This is a genomic window from Amycolatopsis anabasis, assembly GCF_009765355.1.
In the GTDB taxonomy this organism is placed as follows: domain Bacteria; phylum Actinomycetota; class Actinomycetes; order Mycobacteriales; family Pseudonocardiaceae; genus Amycolatopsis; species Amycolatopsis anabasis.
Window position 1 is genome coordinate 34206 of sequence record NZ_VTHK01000010.1, and the last position, 15440, is coordinate 49645.

Sequence of the window (15440 nt, forward strand, 5' to 3'; positions counted from 1 at the left end):
CCCAGTCTCAATTCCCCCAATGTGGCATTGGGGGAATTGGAGGTACCCAATGTGGCTTTCGGGGCGTTGAAGGTACCGAAAGCCACATTGGGGGAAGTTCGGTCAGCCGAGGGCTTGGCGGTAGGCGGTGACGGTGGTTTCCGCGCAGCGGCGCCAGGTGAAGCCGGCGGCGTGGGCGCGGCGGGCGGCGGAGAGGGATGCCGCGTGCGGATCGGAGACCGCTTCCCGGAGGGCCTCGGCGAGCGCGGTCACGTCGCCGTGCGGCACCAGCCGGGCGTGGCCGTCGGCGACCTCGCGCAGTGCCGGGATGTCCGAGCAGACCACGGGCACATCGCAGGCCAGGGCTTCCAGGACCGGTAGCCCGAAACCCTCGTCGCGGGAAGGGAGCACGAGCGCCGCCGCGCCCGCGACCACGCTGCGCAGGTCCACATCGGACAGATAGCCGACGTGCCGGGCGCGTTTCCCGGAGGCGTGGGGCCCGGGACCGGAGAACACCAGGGGCGGCAGGTCGGGCGCGGAGTCGTGGGCGCGGGTGAGCCAGTCCAGGCCCTTGCGGGGGCCGGAGGCGCCGACGAACAGCAGGTACTTCGACGGCAGGTCCAGGCGGTCGCGGAGTTCCTGGTTCGGCGGGCGGGCGGCGAACCAGGCGGCGTCGACCCCGAGCGGGGTCACCACGACCTTGTCCCGCGCGACGTCCAGGCGAGTGGCGACGGCGTCGGCGACGGCGGCGGTCGGGGTGCAGATCACGTCGGCGCGGGCGGCGCCGCGGCGGACCAGCGCGGGCAGGTCGTGGTCGCTGGGGGCCAGTTCTTCCGGGTTGTCCAGGAAGGCGAGGTCGTGGATGGTGAGCACCCCGGCCGCGCGCAACGTGCCGGGCAGCACGAAATTGGTGCCGTGCACGATGTCCGCCCGTCCGGCGAACAGTTCGACCGGCGGGAACACCGACCGCAGCCAGCACTGGCGCAGCAGCCGCGCGGAGACCGGCATGCCCCGGGCCCGCGCGCCGTGCGGCAACGCGTGCCGGAGTTTGCGCCAGCCGCGCAGGGTGAACGCCACCGCGCGCATGTCCACATCGGACAGCGAGGCGAGTTCTTCGGACAGCGAAGCGGTGTAGCGGCCGATACCGGTCCGGGCGCCGAGCAGCGGGGTGCCGTCGAGCAGGACCCGGAGGCGCGGCTCAACCACGGCCGCGCCTGGCGACTTTGCGGACCCGGCCGAGGACGCGCCGGGCGAGTTCGCGCGGCCCGCCCTGGTCGAGGTACTCCCGCACGAGCGCGAGGTCCCGGCGGACGAGTTCGGCCCCGCGCAACGGTTCCGAGACCACCAGGTCCGCCGAACCGGGGAGCCGGTCGGCGGCGGGGCGCGGGTCCCGGCAGAACTCCACCAGCGGCGCGAGCGCGGCGGGCCAGGCGAACCGCCGCGCGACCACGGCCAGCCGCTCCCGGCACGCGGCCGCGAACTCCGCGTCGTACAGGGTTCTTTCCAGCGCGCCGGCGAGCGCCTCCGCGTCTTCGGCGGGCACCACCACGCCCAGTTTCTCGGCGCGCACCAGATCGGCGAACGCGTCGCCGTCGGTGGTGACGACCGGCAGCCCGGCCCAGAAGTAGTCCAGCACCCGGGTGCGGAACGCGAACGTGGTTTCCACGTGCTCGTAGTGCGTGGTGACCCCGCAGTCGGCGTCCAGCAGCCAGTTCTGCCGCTCGGCGTAGGGCACCCACTGCTCGTTGAAGAACACGTGCTTTCCGGTCAGCCCGAGCTGGTCGGAAAGCCGCACGGTCCGCGCGCCGATGTCCATCTCGGCGACCTCGGGATTGGGATGCCGCATGCCGAGGAACACCAGCCGCACGTCACCGCGCCGCGCGCGCAGCCGGTCGATCGCGCGGACCAGGGTCAGCGGGTCGAACCAGCTGTAGACGCCGCCCGCCCACAGCACCACGTGGTCGGTCTCGGAGATGCCGTCCAGCGCGGCCCGCAACCCGGGGCCGGTGCGCACCGGCGGTTCGGCGGGCAGCCCGAACGGCACCTCGGCGAGCAGCGACCGGGTGGTCGGATCGGCGTCGTACAGCCGCGGGGTGAGCCGCCCGAGCGCGGCGAGGTGCCCGAGCCAGAAGTGCCGCTGCCGCTCGGAGGCGCAGAGGAAGAAGTCGCCGCGCTCCAGCTGCGCGTCCAGCACCTTGGTGACGCTCACCAGGTCCGCGGCGCGCTTGTCGTCCGGCACACCCTTGCCCTGTTCCAGCAGTTCCAGGTGCATCGGGTCGTACAGGTCGCAGACGACGATCTTCGCCGAGTCCTCCGCCTTGAGCGCGGGCGCCATCTCCAGCACGTGCCCCTGCAGGATGACGATGTCGGCCCAGTCGATCGGCTCGGCGAGGTCCCGGCGCTTCGCGGCGCTGACCTGGAAAGGGGCCGGGGGCGGATCGGCGAGCGGGTTCACGGTGACCAGCCGGACCTCGTGCTCGCCGGAGAGCACCGACGCGATGTTCCACGCCCGGATCGCCGGGCCGGCCATCCGCTCGGTGAGCGCGTCGCCGGTGATCACCAGGATCTTCCGCCGCTGCCCGTAGACGCCCTCGATGCCGAACGCCTCGACCAGGATCTCGTGCGCGGCGAGGTAGCGCGGCAACGGGTAGGCGGGCTCCAAAGCCTCGCGCAGCAACGGAATCAGATCGGCGTCGGTGCGGACCCGGGCCGCCTGCTCCGCGGCCCGGGACGCGGCGAGCGAAGGCAGCAGTTCGACGAACTGGTCGATCGCGAGCACCCCGGCCAGGGTGGTGCGCGGCACCGGGATCGGGCCGGTCTCGACCGGGCCGACGCCGCGGGCGAGGTCGAGCTGGGTCGCGTCCAGCTCACCCCGGGCGGTCGCGCGGCGCACCGCGAGCGCGAGCGCGGCGGGCAGCACCTTGGCCAGCGTCTCGTCGGAGACGTTCTTGTACAGCGCGGCCAAGGCATTGCGCTCCAGCAGGAACGTCTCACGCCCGGTCTCCGGAGCGTCCACTTCGGACATGGTCGCGTGGTGGCGGTGGTAGGCCACCGATTCCGGCACGTACCGCACGCGCCAGCCGCGCAGGTTCAACCGCCAGCCGAAGTCCACGTCCTCGTAGAACATGAAGAAGCGTTCGTCGAAGCCGCCGAGCTCGGCGAACACCGCGGCCCGGACGAACATCGACGAGCCGGTGGCGAACAACACGTCCTTGGCGGCCTCGTGCTCGGCGGCGGGCAGGTCGGCCAGCGGGCTTCCCGCGTGCCGCTTGTAGCCCATGCCGAACCAGGTGAGCCCGCCGTCGACGAAATCGACCCCGGTGCCGCCGGAGTCGACGACCTTGCTCGCGACCGCGGCGACCGTGGGGTCGGCGGTGAGCACGGCGACGGCCGCGCGGGCCCACCCGGGATCCGGGCGGGCGTCGTTGTTGAGGAAGGCGAGCACGTTGCCGTTCGCCTCGCGGGCGCCGAGGTTGCAGCCGCCCGCGAAACCGAGGTTCGCCGGCGATTCGATGAGCTTGACCTCGGGGGCCGCCGCCCGGATGCGGGAGACGTCGTCACCGCCGGAGGCGTTGTCCACGCAGATGATCTCCAGGCGCGGGTAGTCCAGCTGCCCGGTCAGCGCGCGCAGGCAGGTGATGGTGTCGTCCGCGCCGCGGTAGTTCACCACGATCACCGACACCAGCGGCAGCGCCGTTTCCCCCTGGACCAACGCCTCGCTCCTTCCGCGTCTGTCACCCGAGCCTATCGGCCCGCCCACCTGCGCCAGACCTCGCCTCGTGGGACGGCCGAGCGCCCGCCGACACCGCGACGCGCGCGCAGGGTCGCGGGGAGCCGGGCGGCGACCTCGGCGAGCACGCGCCAGCGCAGGCCGGGGCGGAAGTTGGCGGCGTCCGGGACGCCGCGCCGCAGCGGGAGCAGCAGGGTGATCGCGGTGAACCGGGCGAGTTCCCGGGCGGCGACCGCGGCCGGGGCGCAGCGCAGCAGCATGAGCAGCCGGTTGCGTTCGTTCCAGCGGTGGAACAGCGGCGAACCGGGCCGCGTGCTGGCGCCGTGCCGGTGCCGCACGCGCGCGCCCGGCTCGATGCGCACGTCGTGCCCGGCCAGCCGGAGCCGCCACGCGGTGTCGGTGTCCTCGTAGTAGCAGAAGAACCCGGCCGGGACGCCGCCGACGGCCCGCAGCGCGTCCGTGCGCAGGAGCGCGGCGCCGCCGCAGAAGCCGAACGCGGGCGCCGGGGTGGTCAGGTCCGCGCCGTGCCCGTCGGCGCTCAGGCGCACCCCGAGCGACTGCGGCGAGCCGTCCGCGTGCTCCAGTGCCGAACCCGCGGCCGCCACCTCCGGGGCGTCGCGCAGGGCGTCTTCCAGCGCGCCGAGCCAACCGGGCTCGGGCACCGTGTCGTCGTTGAGCCAGGCCATCAGCGGTGTGTCCACAAGGGACAGCGCGGCCGCCAGCGCCCCGGCGTAGCCGAGGTTGCGGTGCGGCCGGAAGACGTGCGGCGCGGACGGGTGCTCGGCCAGCAGTCGCGCGGTCCCGTCGGTGGAGGCGTTGTCCACCACGAGCGTCCGATGTGGACGATCTTGGCGGGCGAGGGCGTCCAGGCAGCCGGTGATGTGCTCCGCGCCCCGCCAGGTGACCACCACGACGGTGGTGAGCAGACCCATGCTGGGCAGAATACGGGCATGCCCGAACTCGTGGTCATCGCCGAGCAGTTGCTGGCCCCGGTTCCCGGCGGGACCGGGCGCTACACCGCCGAACTGCTGCGCGCGCTGGCCGCGACCGCCCCGCCGGGCTGGACGGTGTCCAGCGTGGTCGCCCGGCACGCCGAGGTCGAGGCCGCCCGGATCGACGGGGTCGACGGGCCGCGGATCCTCCCGCTGCCGCCCCGGACGCTGATCGCGGCCTGGCAGCTCGGCGTCCCGTGGTGGCCGGGCGGCGACGCGGTCCACGCGCCGACCCCGCTCGCCCCGCCGCGAGCGCCGCGCGGGCGCACGCTTTCGGTGACCGTGCACGACACCGTGCCGTGGACGCATCCGGAAACGCTCACCCCGCGGGGCGTGTCCTGGCACCGGGCGATGATCGGGCGCGCGGCCCGCCGGGCGGACGCGCTGGTGGTGCCGACCGAGGCGGTGGCCGGGGACCTGCGGCGCCGGGTGGCGGTTCGCGCGGAAATAACCGTCGCCGGGCACGGCGTGGCCGAGGCGCTCACCCGGGACGAGCCCACCGGCCTCGACCTGCCGGAGCGGTACGTGCTGGCGATCGGCACGCTCGAACCGCGCAAGGGCATCGACGTGCTGATCGCGGCGATGCGCGAGGTGGACGTCGTGCTGCTGCTGGCCGGACAGCCCGGCTGGGGCGGGCTGGATCCCCGCGAACTGGCCCGCGAACACGGCCTGCCCGCCGAGCGGGTGCGGGTGCTCGGGCGGGTGCCGGACGCCGAACTCGGCGCGGTGTTGCGGCGCGCGAGCGTGCTGGCCGCGCCCAGCCTGGCCGAGGGGTTCGGGCTGCCGGTCCTGGAGGCGATGGCCGCCGGGGTGCCGGTGGTCCATTCGGACGTTCCGGCCCTGGTCGAGGTGGCCGGGGGAGCGGGGCTGGCGGTGCCGCGCGGGGACGCGGGCGCGCTGGCCGCCGCGTTGCGCGAGGTCCTCGGGTCCCCGGCGCGGGCCGCCGGACTGGCCGCCGCGGGCCGGTCCCGGGCCGCCCGGTTCTCCTGGGCGCGGTCGGCCGAGGCGGTCTGGACCACCCACCTGCGAAAATGATCTTTTGAGTTTGTTGGTACTTGCCCAACACTCGGCCGATCGGTCGTACGCTGCACGAGTGGTAGCAGTCGAACCGAGCGTGCTGATCGACGCGACGGCCGTCCCGGCGGACCGCGGGGGCGTCGGTCGTTACGTGGATTCGCTGGTCGCCGCGCTGGACGCCGACGGCGCTCGGATCACGGTGGTCTGCCAGCCGCGCGACGCGCGCCTCTACGACCAGCTCGCGCCGCGGTCCCGGGTGGTCCCGACGGTCCAGTCCACCGCGACCCGCACGGCCCGGCTGACCTGGGAACAGACCACGCTGCCGATGATGGCGCGCCGGCTCGCGGCCGACGTCGTGCACTCGCCGCACTACACCATGCCGCTGGCCAGCCCGGCGGCCTCGGTGGTCACCCTGCACGACGCCACCTTCTTCACCGACGCCGTACTGCACTCCTCGGTCAAGGCGCGCTTCTTCCGCGCGTGGACGGTCACCGCGCTGCGGCGCGCCTCGCTGTGCGTGGTGCCCAGCGTCGCCACCGCGAACGAACTGGCGAAGGTCACCCGGGTCGAGGCCGCTGATCTGGAGATCATCGAGCACGGGGTCGACGTGGAGCGCTTCCACTCGCCGACCCCGGAGGAGGTGCGGGCGGCGCGGGATGCGATCGGGCTGGGCCGCACCCCGTACGTCGCGTTCCTCGGGGCGCTGGAGCCGCGGAAGAACGTCCCGGCGCTGATCCGGGGCTTCGCGCGGGCGGTGCTGGACCGGCCGGACCCGCCGGCGCTGGTGCTGGCCGGGCAGCCGGGCTGGGACACGCAGGTGGAGAAGGCCCTGGACGCCGTGCCGCACCGGCTGCGCGTGATCCGGGCGGGCTACCTGCCGTTCGACACGCTCGCCGGGTTCCTCGGCGGGTCCGAACTCGTCGCGTACCCGAGCCTCGGCGAGGGCTTCGGCCTGCCGGTGCTCGAGGCGATGGCCTGCGGCGCGTGCGTGCTGACCACCCGGCGCCTGTCGCTGCCCGAGGTCGGCGGGGACGCGGTCGCGTACTGCGGGGTCGGCGCCGGGGACGTGGCCGCGGCGCTGACCGAACTGCTCGACGACCCGTCGCGCCGCGCGAACCTGGCCGCGGCGGCGCAGCGCCGGGCGAAGGAGTTCACCTGGGCGACCAGCGCCGAGCGCCACCGCGAGGCGTACGCGAAGGCGTGGTCCCGCCACCGCCGCGCCCGATGAGCAAGGCACAATGGCCCGCGTGACCGAGCCGACACGCTTTGGCGACGGGCTGGCCGTCGTCGTCGTGACCTACTTCCCGGGCGAGACCCTGGAGAACTTCCTGGACACCCTGGAAAAGGCCACCACGCGGGACGTGCGGGTGGTGGTCGCGGACAACGCGTCCACCGACGGCGCGCCGGAGAAGGCCGCCGAGCGGGACAACGTGCACCTGCTCGCGACCGGGCAGAACCTCGGCTACGGCACGGCCGCGAACCGGGGTGTCGCCACGCTCGACGACAGCTTCGGCTGGGTGGTCGTGGTGAACCCCGATCTGGAGTGGAGCCCGGGTTCGCTGGACACCCTGCTCGAGGTCGCGCGGCGCTGGCCGCGCGGCGGCGCGTTCGGCCCGCTGATCAAGGAGCCGGACGGTTCGGTGTACCCGTCGGCGCGGCTGCTGCCCTCGCTCGGCCGGGGGGTCGGGCACGCGGTGTTCGGCAAGGTGTGGCCCGCGAACCCGTGGACCCGGGCCTACCGGCAGGAGCAGGGCGAGCCGGTGGAGCGGGTGTCCGGGTGGCTGTCGGGTTCGTGCCAGCTGATCCGGCGCGAGGCGTGGGAGGCCGTGGGCGGGTTCGACGAGCGGTACTTCATGTACTTCGAGGACGTGGACCTGGGCGACCGGATCGGCCGCGCCGGGTGGCAGAACGTGTACGCGCCCTCGGCGAGTGTCATGCACATCGGCGGGCAGGCGACGAAGAAGGCGCCGAAGAAGATGCTCGCCGCGCACCACGCGAGCGCCTACCGGTACCTCGCGGACCGGCACCGCGGACTGGCCTGGAAACCCGTGCTCGCCGCGATCAAACTCGGCCTGCGGCTGCGCCTGGAACTCGAGTCCCGCCGGGGCTGAGCTCAGATTCCGTCGAGGCGGCGGGAGAGGTTCGAGCGGCCGCTGGTCTGTTTCTTGGTGGGCAGGAACCCGCCGAATTCCTCGGTGCGCGGTTCGCCGTCCGGCTGTGCGGGCAGCGGTTTGGTGTCCTGCGCGCCCCGGCGGTCCATCCTCGTCGTCGGCTGCGGCTTGGCGAGGGGGTGGTCGTGCGCCTCGATCATCGAGGACGAGAGCTTGGTCGTGGTGTCCGGATCCTGGCTGCGGTCGATCTCGCTGACCACCGCGCGCGGAATCTGCTGGGTGTTCGCCGAGTCCATCGGGGACGTCGCGTCCTCGGGGGTGACCACGAAAGCGCCGCGCGCCCGTGCCCGTGACAGCAAGGCGTCCGCCCGTTCGCGGGGGTCCATCCCGTCGGCCTCCCGACTCCGCCCGAGGCCCTCTCCAACCGGGGCCGCCTCTGTGCTGTCTAGGGTAGGCCCTCCGGGCCGCCGCCGTCATTGTTTCCCCACGGTTTGTCGCCCGGCGGTGCGTGATACGAGACGGACGGAAGGATCTTGACGTGACGTCGGAGCTTGGAGTCGACGCCGTGGTGCTCGTCGGCGGGAAGGGCACGCGGCTGCGCCCGCTGACCCTGTCCGCGCCGAAGCCGATGCTGCCGACCGCGGGCGCCCCCTTCCTCAGCCACCTGCTGTCCCGCATCCGCGCCGCCGGGATCACCCATGTGGTGCTCGGAACCTCTTATCGGGCCGAGGTTTTCGAGGATTTCTTCGGGGACGGTTCGGCGCTCGGGCTGGAACTGGAATACGTCGTCGAGGACGAGCCGCTGGACACCGGCGGGGCGATCCGCAACGTGGCGCGCAAACTGCGCGCGGAGCACGCGGTGATCTTCAACGGCGACATCCTCTCCGGCGCGGACCTCGGCGCGCTCGTCGCCGCGCACCGCGCGGCCGCCGCGGACGTCACCCTGCACCTGCAGCGGGTGGCCGATCCGAGCCGGTTCGGTTCGGTGCCGACCGACGGCGACGGCCGGGTGACCGCGTTCCTGGAGAAGACGCCGAATCCGCCGACCGATCAGATCAACGCCGGTTGCTACGTGTTCCGCCGCGAGGTGGTCGAGTCCATTCCGGCCGGTCGCCGGGTCTCGGTCGAGCGGGAGACCTTTCCCGGCCTGCTCGCCGGGGGCGCGCACGTGCACGGGTTCGTCGACGATTCGTACTGGCTCGACGTGGGCACGCCGGAGGCGTTCGTCCGGGGCTCGGCCGATCTGGTGCGCGGGCTCGCGCCGACCGCCGCGCTGCCCGGTCCGGTGGGTGAGTCGCTGGTGCTGGACGGGGCCGTGGTGGCGGCCGACGCCGAGGTGACCGGTGGCGCCACCGTGGGCGCGGGGGTGACCGTCGGCGTGGGGGCGCGGATCGACGGTTCGGTGGTGTTCGACGGCGCTTCGGTGGCCGAGGGCGCGGTGGTGGAGCGGTCGGTGCTGGGCACCGGCGCCCGGGTGGGCGCGGGCGCGGTGCTGCGCGGCGTCGTGCTGGGCGACGGGGCGTCGGTCGGCGCCGGCTGCGAACTGCTCGACGGGGTGCGCGTATGGCCCGGGATCACCCTGCCGGACGGCGGGGTGCGGTTTTCCAGCGACGCCTGATGCGGTACCGCCCGCCGTTCCCGCTCGATCTGGCCGCCGTGCTCGCCCCGCACCGGCGCGGCGGTGGTGATCCGTGCCTGCGCGTCGACGAGACCGGGATCAGCTGGCTCACCGGCAACACGGCGGACGGCGCGGGCACGCTGGCGTTGCGCCGGTGCGCGGACGGGGAAATCGAGGCCGCGGCGTGGGGACCCGGCGCCGATCGCCTGCTCGAGGGCGTTCCCGCCCTGCTCGGCGCGGAGGACGACGACACCGGGTTCGTCAGTCACCACGACGCGGTCGCGGCCGCGCGGCGGCGGATGCCGGGGCTGCGGATCGGGGCGACCGGCCGGGTCTGGGACGCGTTGATTCCGGCGGTGCTGGAGCAGAAGGTGACCGGGTACGAGGCGCGCCGGTCGTGGCGGGAGCTGTGCCGGTGGTTCGGCGAACCGGCGCCCGGACCGGCGCCCGCCGGGTTGCGCGTGCCGCCGACCCCGCGGGCGATCATGTCCATTGTGGACTGGAAGTGGCATCGCGCGGGGGTGGACCTCGCTCGGCGGCGGACGTTGATCTTCGCGGCCCAGGTGGCGCACCGGCTGGCCCGGGCGGCCGAACTCGGTGGTGCGGAAGGGCGGGCGCTGCTGCGCAAGGTGCCGGGCATCGGGGTGTGGACCGCCGCCGAGGTGGCCCAGCGGGCCTGGGGCGACGCCGACGCGGTCAGCTTCGGCGACTTCCACATCCCGGCGGTCGTCGGCCACGCCCTGCTCGGCGAACCGCTCGACGACGCGGGACTCGCCGAGGTGCTCGCGCCGTACGCGCCGCAACGGCAGCGCGCGGTCCGTTACCTGGAGGCCGCCGGATTCTCCCGGCCGCGGTTCGGGCCGCGGCACCCGGTCCGCGACTACCGCGCGATGTAGTTGGCCGTTGCCCGCCCGGCCTACCGGAACGGGGAACTCGGTGTGCCGAAACGGGGAACTCGCACGTCCGGAACGGGGGACTCGCGAGAGCGGTTACCAGGTCGGGGGTTGCTGGTGGCCCGGGGGCGGGTATTGCTGGGGTGGTGGGTACTGCTGGGCGGATTGTGGCGGGTATTGCTGGGGGAACGGCTGGTAGGGCTGGGGCTGCGGGGGTTGCTGGTAGGCCTGCGGTGGCCCGGGGTACTGCGGCGGCGGGCCGGGGTACTGGGGCGAGAAGGGTTGCTGCTGCCCGAACCGCGCCTGCCGCAGCCGCTGCTTGTTCCGGTGTTTGAGCACCAGCACGATCGTCACGATGATGGCGATGACCACCAGGATGAACACGAGATGCCAGACGGTGAAACCGTCGCCGCTGCCGTGGACCCTGACCCGTGCCAGATTCATCGGACCCCCCGTTTCCGTTCCGGGGTCTCAGCCTAGTGCCAGCCGGGTGGTGGCGGGCCGGTTTGGCCGGGCGGGGGCGGTGGCTGCTGGCCCGGCGGGTACGGGGGCTGCGGCGGGTATTGCTGGGGCGGGTACTGCGGGGGATAGGGCGGGTACGGCGGCGGCTTCGGTTTGTTGTTGCTGCTGACCAGCACCACCACCAGCACCACGCCACCGGCGACGATCACCAGGCCGAGCAACATGAGCAGCATCGTGATCCCCATGGACGCGCTTCCTCCCCTTTCAGGCGCCTTCCACCGCGGCGGTCACGATGGCGAGCGCTTCACCCGGACTCAGGCCGAGCCTACGGGCGGTGGCGGCGTACTCGGCGGCGGCCTGCCGGGCGCGTTCGCGGCTCTCGTCGCCGGAGGCCCCGACGAAACTCCCGGCCCGGCCGCGGGTCTCGATCAGCCCGGCCTCCTCGAGTTCGCGGTACGCCCGCGCGATGGTGTTCGGCGCGATGCCGAGGTCGGCGGCGAGTTTGCGCACGGTGGGCAGTTTGGCGCCGACCGGCAGGGTGCCGTCGTTGATCTGCCCGGCGAGCGCGGAACGAACCTGCTCGTACGGCGGCACCGGGGAGTCGCTGTCCACGCTGAGGTTCACGCGGGAAACCGTATCCCGCTCCGCCGCCTCGCGCCGACCCCCAGCACAAACCTCGATACAAAGCCGGCAAAAATAGCGGGGGACCTTTACTACCGAAAGACCGGAGTAAAGGTCCCCCGCTCCCGTTGAACCGGAGTGAAGGTCCCTTCCTGCGGGCGCGTGGTCAGCGGAGGGTGGCGGCGGTGATCATGGGGGCGAGGTCTTCGCAGCCCGGAGGCAGGGCGTCGATCGGCCACCAGCGGAGGTCGTCGGATTCCTCGCTGCGCACCGGTTCCGCGCCGCGCGGGGCGTGCACGGTGAAGCGGACGTCGAAGTGCCGGGTCGGCACGCCGAGCGAGCAGGTGATCGGGTGCACGTCCAAGTGCACCGGTTCCGGGTCGATGCGCAGGCCGTCGATGCCGGATTCCTCGCGCGCCTCGCGCAGGGCCGCGCCGGCCAGGGTCGCGTCCTCGGGTTCGCAGTGGCCGCCGAGTTGCAGCCAGCGGCCCACCCGCGGGTGCAGGGTGAGCAGCACCCGCGTGCCGTCGGCGTCCAGCAGGACCGCCGACGCGGTGATGTGCCCGGCCGCGCACGAACGCGCGCACGCGTCCTCCCGCGCGGCGAGGAAGCCGAGGAACGCCTGCCGCAGCGACTCCTGGCTCGCCTCGAACGGGCGCCATTTGTCCAAAGTGGACGAAGTGTCGAGGTGCAGGCTCACAGTTCGACCAGCCCTTCACCCGGTTCGCGGGGCGGCCGGGGCCCCGGTGCACGGGCCGGGTAGCCGATGGCCACCGCGCCCAGCGGTGCCCAGTTCGGCTCCAGGTCCAGCACCTCGCGGACCACGTCGGCCGCGAAGATCGTCGACCCGATCCAGCAGGAGCCCAGCCCCTCCGCCGCCAGCGCCACCAGCAGGCCCTGCACCGCGGCCCCGCCCGCGACGGTGAACATCGTGTGCTCGCACGCGTTGCGCCGCGCGTCCGGATAGGTGTGCGCGCCGTCCGGCACCAGGAACGGCAGCACCACCTCGGGCGCGTCGAACAGGATGTTGCCCCGGTTGAGCCGTTTCTCGACCTGCTCCGGCGTGAACGGATCGCCTTCCAGATCGGCCCGCCAGGCCTCGCGCATCGCGTCCAGCAGCGACTTCCGCAGCCCCGGCGTGCGCAGCCACACGAACCGTACCGGATGCGTGTGGTGCGGCGCGGGCGCCGTCAGCGCGGCGCCGATGGACCGCCGCACCGCCTCCGGATCGACGGGCTCACCGGAGAACTCCCGCACCGACCGGCGAGCGGGCACGGCCTCCCGGCGGCCCTGCGCGATCGCCTCCCGGGTACCGAGCCGGAACAGGTCCTCGGCGACCGGGCGGATCAGGTCGCGCGCGGTCGATTCGTTGTCCGCCACCAGGTTCAGCCCGCGGACCACGGCCACCGGGGTCCCGCCGAGCTTGCCCTTCACCAGATCCGCCGCGGCGGCGACCTCGTCGGCCACCGCGACCTCGGTGACGGCGAGCTCGTTGCCCTGGCCGTCCACCTCACCGGCGTACGCGTGCAGCACCCGCAGCCCGGAGGCGCCGATCGCGGCGTCGGTCTGCCCGACCCGCCAGGCCCGCCCCATGGTGTCGGTGACCACCACCGCCACCTCGACGCCGAGCCGCTCGCGCAGCCCGTTGCGCAGCGCCAGCGCGGAGGCGTCCGGATCGGTGGGCAGCAGCGCCACCTCGTTCCCGGCGACGTTGGACGCGTCCACCCCGGAGGCCGCCTGCACGATGCCGAGCCGGTTCTCGGTGATCAGCGTCCGCGCGATCCGGGCGACGACCTTGACCGCCTCCTCCTCGACCAGCTTGCGCCGGGCGGCGTCCCGCGCCTCGGGATCCTCCGGCACGCGGACCAATCGACCCTCTACTTTGGACACGATCTTGCTGGTGACCACGACGACGTCGCCGGAGCGCAGCCACCGCGCGCGGTCCGCGATCGCGCCGGTCAGATCGTCGCCGGGGCGGAACTCGGGCAGGCCCTCGACCGGGAGGATCTCCAGCCGGTTCGACGCGTGATCAGTCAAAGTCCACTCCGGACAGTTCGAGCGCGGCGCGCGCCATGGCCGCGGTCGCGTCCACATCGGACATCAGCAGCGGCACCGCGTGGACCGCCACCCCGGGTACGTCCACCTTTTCGCCGGACTGCACGAGCCAGCCGTCGAGCAGCCCGTCCTCGGAGGTCTGCCGCGAACCGTAGTGCCGCCCGACCCCCTCCGCGGAGGTCTCCACGCCGATCGCGGTGAGGCACGCGTCGGCCATCCCGCGCACCGGTTTCCCGCCGATGATCGGGGAGATGCCGACCACGCCCGCCTCGGTCTTGCGCAGCGCCTCGCGCACCCCCGGCACCGAAAGCACGGTGCCGATCGAGACCACCGGATTGGACGGGGCGAACAGCACCGCGTCCGCCTCGGCGATCGCGTCGGTCACGCCCGGGCCCGCCGACGCCTCGTCCGCGCCGACCGGGACGATCGAATGCGCGGGCAGCTCGGCCTGGTAGCGCACCCACCATTCCTGGAAGTGCAACGCCTTGCGCTGGCTCGGCTCCTCCGGGTCGTCCACCACGACATGGGTCTCCACCCGGTCGTCGGACATCGGCAGCAGCCGCACCCCCGGCCGCCAGCGATCGCACAGCGCCTCGGTGACCGCGGACAGCGGGTAGCCCGCGCGCAGCATCCGCGACCGGATCAGGTGCGTGGCGATGTCCTTGTCGCCCAGCCCGAACCAGGTCGGCTCCGCGCCGTACGCGGCCAGCTCCTCCTTGACCGTCCAGGTCTCCCCGGCATGCCCCCAGCCGCGCGCGGTGTCGATCCCGCCGCCCAGGGTGTACATGCAGGTGTCCAGGTCCGGGCAGATCCGCAGGCCGTGCATCCACACGTCGTCCCCGGTGTTCACCAGCGCGGTGACCTGGTGCGCGGCGCCCTCGGGCACGGCGCCGACCGCGGGCAGGCCGAGCGCGGCCTTCACCCCGAGCAGGAAGCGGGCGCCGCCCACTCCGCCGACTACTACGACAACCTTCACGATGTCGGATCCTCGCACGCCGCACCGACGGCCGGCACCCAGTACCGGTACCGGTGGTGTTCGGTGAAGCCGAGTGCCCGGTAGAGCCCGAGCGCGGGGTCGTTGTGCGTCGCCACCTGCAGCACGCAGGTCCGCGCGCCGCGTTCGGCTCCCCACGCGCCGCCCGCCCGGAGCAGGGCCTTCGCCAGGCCGCGCCGCCGGAAGGCCGGATCCACCGCGAGCACGCTGATGTGCAGGAGGTCGTCGACCACCGCCGCGCGCACCGTCCCCGCCGTCTCGCCGCCGGCCTCGGCCACGCCGTAGCCGACGAGCGGGGCGCCGGTGAGCACGTGCCGCTGCGCCGCGGTGGGCTCCGGCGAGCCCGCGGCGAGCCGCCACCAGTCCGGCGTCGGCGCGTCCAGCACGCGCACCTCCGGCGCGGTCGCGCCGTCGACGGGGGCGGTCAGCACGCTGACCTCGAACCCCCTGGGGTGCGTCGCGTGCGGCGTCCAGCCCGCCGCGGTGAGCGCGTCCTCGACCGCGCCGCCGCGGATCGCGTGCGCCATCGGCGGGATCCCGTTCGAGTGGGCGAAGTCACAGACGATTTCCAGGGCGCGTGCCACCGGCATCCCGGGATCACCGACCGCGAGCGCGCTGTTCGCCCGCCCGGTGAACCCGGCGGCCGCGCGCAACCGCCAGTCACCGATCTTGTCGCCGACCAGGGGCGGCCAGGCGTCCGCGCAGGCTTGTTCCAGCGTCAGGACCGAGTACACGGTTACATTGTGCTTGAGGACTGGAGGAGGGCTGATGAGCGTCTCGCGCAAGGACGACCGGCACAACGAAGACCTGGTGAACGAGATCGCGGACAGTTTCACCCGCGCGCTCGGCGCCAGGAAGAAGAGCGACGAGCCCGAGCCCGAGCGGCCGCGCTTCGTGGTCACCGGGGACAAACGCGTTCCGCCGCCCAAGAATCGCCGAGCGCGGTAGTTCGCATACTTTGGGTATGC

17 protein-coding genes are annotated in these 15440 nt (G+C 73.5%); 6 read left to right on the top strand and 11 right to left on the bottom strand.

The genetic code is table 11. The features are described from left to right. Positions 1-102: 102 nt before the first annotated feature. The 3 genes from FXO23_RS15225 to FXO23_RS15235 are packed head-to-tail and all read right to left on the bottom strand — an operon-like array spanning position 103 to position 4641. Positions 103-1185 (bottom strand): glycosyltransferase family 4 protein, encoded by a 1083-nt coding sequence (locus tag FXO23_RS15225; RefSeq protein WP_158885262.1) that lies wholly within the window; start codon positions 1183-1185, stop codon positions 103-105. Beyond that, positions 1178-3691: a glycosyltransferase gene (locus tag FXO23_RS15230; protein ID WP_158885263.1), complete on the bottom strand. Its 2514-nt coding sequence runs from the start codon at positions 3689-3691 to the stop codon at positions 1178-1180. The genes FXO23_RS15225 and FXO23_RS15230 overlap by 8 nt, the downstream gene beginning before the upstream one ends. A gap of 32 nt (positions 3692-3723) precedes the next feature. Next, the gene (locus tag FXO23_RS15235; RefSeq protein ID WP_158885264.1) at positions 3724-4641 is read right to left on the bottom strand and encodes a glycosyltransferase family 2 protein; all 918 of its coding nucleotides are present in this window, start codon (positions 4639-4641) and stop codon (positions 3724-3726) included. An 18-nt stretch (positions 4642-4659) separates the two neighbouring features. Between FXO23_RS15235 and FXO23_RS15240 the strand changes: the two genes are divergently transcribed. The 3 genes from FXO23_RS15240 (at position 4660) to FXO23_RS15250 (ending at position 7829) form a co-directional block, all read left to right on the top strand. Continuing rightward, positions 4660-5736, top strand: coding sequence for a glycosyltransferase family 4 protein (locus FXO23_RS15240; protein WP_158885266.1), 1077 nt, complete (start codon positions 4660-4662; stop codon positions 5734-5736). A gap of 79 nt (positions 5737-5815) precedes the next feature. Next, positions 5816-6946, top strand: a complete 1131-nt coding sequence (locus FXO23_RS15245; RefSeq protein WP_158885588.1) for a glycosyltransferase family 4 protein — start codon at positions 5816-5818, stop codon at positions 6944-6946. A gap of 10 nt (positions 6947-6956) precedes the next feature. Further along, on the top strand, positions 6957-7829 hold the full coding sequence (locus FXO23_RS15250; RefSeq protein WP_158885268.1) for a glycosyltransferase family 2 protein: 873 nt from the start codon (positions 6957-6959) through the stop codon (positions 7827-7829). A 2-nt stretch (positions 7830-7831) separates the two neighbouring features. Here the strand turns inward: FXO23_RS15250 and FXO23_RS15255 are convergent, their stop codons facing one another. Then, positions 7832-8215: a hypothetical protein gene (locus tag FXO23_RS15255; protein WP_158885270.1), complete on the bottom strand. Its 384-nt coding sequence runs from the start codon at positions 8213-8215 to the stop codon at positions 7832-7834. Between the two features lie 152 nt (positions 8216-8367). Between FXO23_RS15255 and manB the strand changes: the two genes are divergently transcribed. Together manB and FXO23_RS15265 are read left to right on the top strand one after the other, a co-directional pair. Further along, positions 8368-9447 (top strand): mannose-1-phosphate guanylyltransferase, encoded by a 1080-nt coding sequence (manB, locus tag FXO23_RS15260; RefSeq protein WP_158885272.1) that lies wholly within the window; start codon positions 8368-8370, stop codon positions 9445-9447. Beyond that, positions 9447-10343, top strand: coding sequence for a DNA-3-methyladenine glycosylase family protein (locus tag FXO23_RS15265; protein WP_158885274.1), 897 nt, complete (start codon positions 9447-9449; stop codon positions 10341-10343). Before manB ends, FXO23_RS15265 begins: the two co-directional genes overlap by 1 nt. Before the next feature lie 93 nt (positions 10344-10436). Here FXO23_RS15265 and FXO23_RS15270 read toward each other — a convergent pair whose 3' ends face one another. The 7 genes from FXO23_RS15270 to FXO23_RS15300 form a co-directional block, all read right to left on the bottom strand. Then, positions 10437-10784, bottom strand: a complete 348-nt coding sequence (locus FXO23_RS15270) for a hypothetical protein (RefSeq protein ID WP_158885276.1) — start codon at positions 10782-10784, stop codon at positions 10437-10439. A 32-nt stretch (positions 10785-10816) separates the two neighbouring features. Further along, entirely contained in the window at positions 10817-11047 is a 231-nt protein-coding gene (locus FXO23_RS15275) for a hypothetical protein (protein ID WP_179956775.1), read from the bottom strand. A 19-nt stretch (positions 11048-11066) separates the two neighbouring features. Beyond that, positions 11067-11426 (bottom strand): GntR family transcriptional regulator, encoded by a 360-nt coding sequence (locus FXO23_RS15280; protein ID WP_158885278.1) that lies wholly within the window; start codon positions 11424-11426, stop codon positions 11067-11069. Positions 11427-11589: 163 nt separating this feature from the next. Then, positions 11590-12123, bottom strand: a complete 534-nt coding sequence (locus tag FXO23_RS15285) for an NUDIX hydrolase (RefSeq protein ID WP_158885280.1) — start codon at positions 12121-12123, stop codon at positions 11590-11592. Beyond that, a complete protein-coding gene (locus tag FXO23_RS15290; protein WP_179956776.1) occupies positions 12120-13460 on the bottom strand; it encodes a coenzyme F420-0:L-glutamate ligase in 1341 nt (446 codons plus the stop codon). Before FXO23_RS15290 ends, FXO23_RS15285 begins: the two co-directional genes overlap by 4 nt. Then, on the bottom strand, positions 13453-14454 hold the full coding sequence (gene cofD / locus FXO23_RS15295; protein WP_158885284.1) for a 2-phospho-L-lactate transferase: 1002 nt from the start codon (positions 14452-14454) through the stop codon (positions 13453-13455). Before cofD ends, FXO23_RS15290 begins: the two co-directional genes overlap by 8 nt. After that, a complete protein-coding gene (locus FXO23_RS15300; protein WP_158885286.1) occupies positions 14451-15206 on the bottom strand; it encodes a GNAT family N-acetyltransferase in 756 nt (251 codons plus the stop codon). The genes cofD and FXO23_RS15300 overlap by 4 nt, the downstream gene beginning before the upstream one ends. Before the next feature lie 34 nt (positions 15207-15240). Here FXO23_RS15300 and FXO23_RS15305 point away from each other — a divergent pair, with 34 nt between their 5' ends. Then, positions 15241-15420: a hypothetical protein gene (locus FXO23_RS15305; protein WP_158885288.1), complete on the top strand. Its 180-nt coding sequence runs from the start codon at positions 15241-15243 to the stop codon at positions 15418-15420. The last annotated feature ends 20 nt before the right edge of the window (positions 15421-15440 follow it).